The organism is Streptomyces cinereospinus (assembly GCF_042430725.1).
GTDB lineage: Bacteria > Actinomycetota > Actinomycetes > Streptomycetales > Streptomycetaceae > Streptomyces > Streptomyces cinereospinus.
On sequence record NZ_JBHMCY010000153.1, the window covers coordinates 1 to 2,557 of the forward strand.

Here is a 2,557-nt window from a genome sequence, read left to right on the forward strand (position 1 = left end):
AGATCTACGAGGGCACCAACCAGGTCCAGCGCATCGTCATGGCCCGCAACCTGCCCGGCACCCAGGGAGCGGCCCGATGAGCGCGAGGAACAGCGACGGCATCCGGCGGGTCGGGATCGTGGGCTGCGGCCTCATGGGCTCGGGCATCGCCGAGGTCTGTGCACGGGCCGGGCTGCAGACCCTGGTCCACGAGGTCGACCAGGCGGCCGTCCAGGCCGGACGCCGCAGGATCGAGCAGTCCCTCACCCGTGGTGTCGAACGGGGGCGGCTCGCCGCCGACGAGCGCGACAGCGCCCTGGAGAACCTCACCTTCACCACCGACCTGGCCGACTTCGCCGACCGCGACCTCGCCATCGAGGCGATCCCGGAGATCGAGCACCTCAAGCTCGAGCTGTTCTCGGTGCTCGACCGGACGATGGCCGAACCGGAGGCCCTGCTCGCCTCCAACACCTCGTCCATCCCCATCATGAAGCTCGCGGCCGCCACCAGCCGCCCCGACCGGGTCATGGGGGTGCACTTCTTCAACCCGGTACCGGTCCTGGACCTCGTGGAACTCGTGCCGTCACTCACCACCGACGACACCGCGTGGCAGCGGATGCACGCCTTCGTCAGCCGGACCCTGGGCCGGCACGTGATCACCTCGCAGGACCGTGCCGGGTTCGTCGTGAACGCCCTGCTGATCCCCTACCTGTTGTCCGCCATCCGCATGTTCGAATCGGGGTTCGCCACCGCCGACGACATCGACAACGGGATGGTGCGCGGCTGCGCCCACCCGATGGGGCCGCTCGCCCTCGCCGACCACATCGGCCTCGACACCACCCTGGCCGTCGCCGAGTCCCTGTACGCGGAGTTCAGGGAGCCGCAGTACGCCCCGCCTCCCCTGCTGTCGCGCATGGTGGAGGCCGGTCACCTCGGCCGCAAGTCCGGGCGGGGCTTCTACCCGCACCCGGAGAAGGGCGCCTCCACGTAGCGGCGCGGGCCGCGTTCACCGTGCGCTACGGCGCGCGCTGATCGGCGGAGCGGCCCAGTTCCTCGGACATGGCCCGGGTCGAGAGCAGCAGTTCCTGCGAGAACCGGGCCAGGTCCTGCTCCGTGACGCCGCGCGCGGGCAGGACCAGGGTGACCACGAGCGGGAAGGACTCACCCACCGTGAACACCGGCGCCGACAGCGACGTGACACCGGGGATGAGGCCGCCGACGGTTCTGGCCAGGCCCGCACGCGGCACGTCGTCCCTGATCCGGCCCACCTGTTCGCGCGTCGCCGCGTCCAGCGCCGCCACCTCCAGTTGCCCGCACAGCACCGGCTCGGTCAGCCGGGCCGGCAGATGCGCGAGGAACGCGCGCCCCACGGCGGAGTTCAGCAGGGGCATCGTGGCGCCGATCCGCACGGTGATGGGCAGCGCGTGGGCACCGTACTCCCAGCGCACGACGACCGGGCCGTGGTCGCCCCACACCGCCAGGTTCACCGCATGGGAAGTCCTGTCCCGCAGTGCGGGCAGATGCTCGCTCACGAGCGCGACCTCGTCCATGCGCCGCAACGACTCGACGCCGAGCCGCCGCATGGCCGGCCCCATGTCGTAGCGTCCGGAACTGGGCGACTGGGCGACGAGACCCGTCCTGGCGAGGCTGACGAGGTAGCGATGCGCCTTGCTCGGCTGCATCCCGCTGGCCGCGGCTATCTGCGTCAGGCTCATCGGGCCCCGCCCCTCCTCCAGGGCGCGCAGCACCGTCATCGCCAGTTCGACGGACTGGATGCCCTGCCGCGCCGGTGACGCCTCGGTCGGATCGCTTCCTGAAGGGCGCTCAGCAGTCACACGGCGATCATAGTGACTCCGCCCGTGGCCAGCGGCCTGCCGTCGATCCAGCGGCCGCCCCGCCCGAGGATCCGTGGTCCACCACGGCGACATGCACCGCCGTCCCCGCCATCGAGCACCTCCGTCTGCTTCCGGACTCCCCTGAGGGTTGACACCACGGAAACCTAGGTTTCACTATCCAGGAAGTCAATGCATATAGGTGAAACGACGGCGTGCGATACGTACGCGGAGCGGCAGCTCCGCCGATGAGGCACGACCCCGTGTGCGCGCCGAGGGGGTACTCGTAAGTCGCTATGTCGCCCCTTGCCCTCCCTTCGACCAAGGAGTAGCCGACATGATCCGAGAGAACACCGCACGGCACTGGATCGACGGCGAGTGGGTCGGCTCCCCTCGGTTCTCCGACAGCGTCGATCCGGCGACCGGTGACGTGATCGGCACCTACGCCGAGGCCGGCACCGGGACGGGGCGGACCGCCGTCGACGCGGCGGTCCGCGCCTTCACCGAGGGCTCCTGGCGTCTCGACCCGATGCTGCGGGCCACCGCCCTGAGCCATCTCGCCGACGCCTACGACCAGCGCATGGGCGAGGTCGTCGACACCCTGTGCGAGGAGAACGGCAAACTGCGGCCCGAAGCGGGCTACGAGGCGCATTTCATCACCCGGGCGCTGCGCTTCGCGGCCGGCCTGGCCCTCCAGCCGCACGGCCGGGTCACCGACACCCAGCCGGGCCGCCAGGCCATGTCGA

At 70.7% G+C, this 2,557-nt stretch carries 3 protein-coding genes; 2 read left to right on the top strand and 1 reads right to left on the bottom strand.

Annotated elements, in window-relative coordinates; genetic code table 11:
* The first annotated feature begins 76 nt into the window (after positions 1-76).
* Positions 77-970: a 3-hydroxybutyryl-CoA dehydrogenase gene (locus ACFF45_RS35175; RefSeq protein ID WP_381351098.1), complete on the top strand. Its 894-nt coding sequence runs from the start codon at positions 77-79 to the stop codon at positions 968-970.
* 25 nt (positions 971-995) lie between these two features.
* Here the strand turns inward: ACFF45_RS35175 and ACFF45_RS35180 are convergent, their stop codons facing one another.
* Positions 996-1,814: an IclR family transcriptional regulator gene (locus tag ACFF45_RS35180; RefSeq protein ID WP_381351099.1), complete on the bottom strand. Its 819-nt coding sequence runs from the start codon at positions 1,812-1,814 to the stop codon at positions 996-998.
* Positions 1,815-2,148: 334 nt separating this feature from the next.
* Between ACFF45_RS35180 and ACFF45_RS35185 the strand changes: the two genes are divergently transcribed.
* The coding region (locus ACFF45_RS35185; RefSeq protein WP_381351101.1) for an aldehyde dehydrogenase family protein at positions 2,149-2,557 on the top strand (409 nt) is incomplete at its 3' end.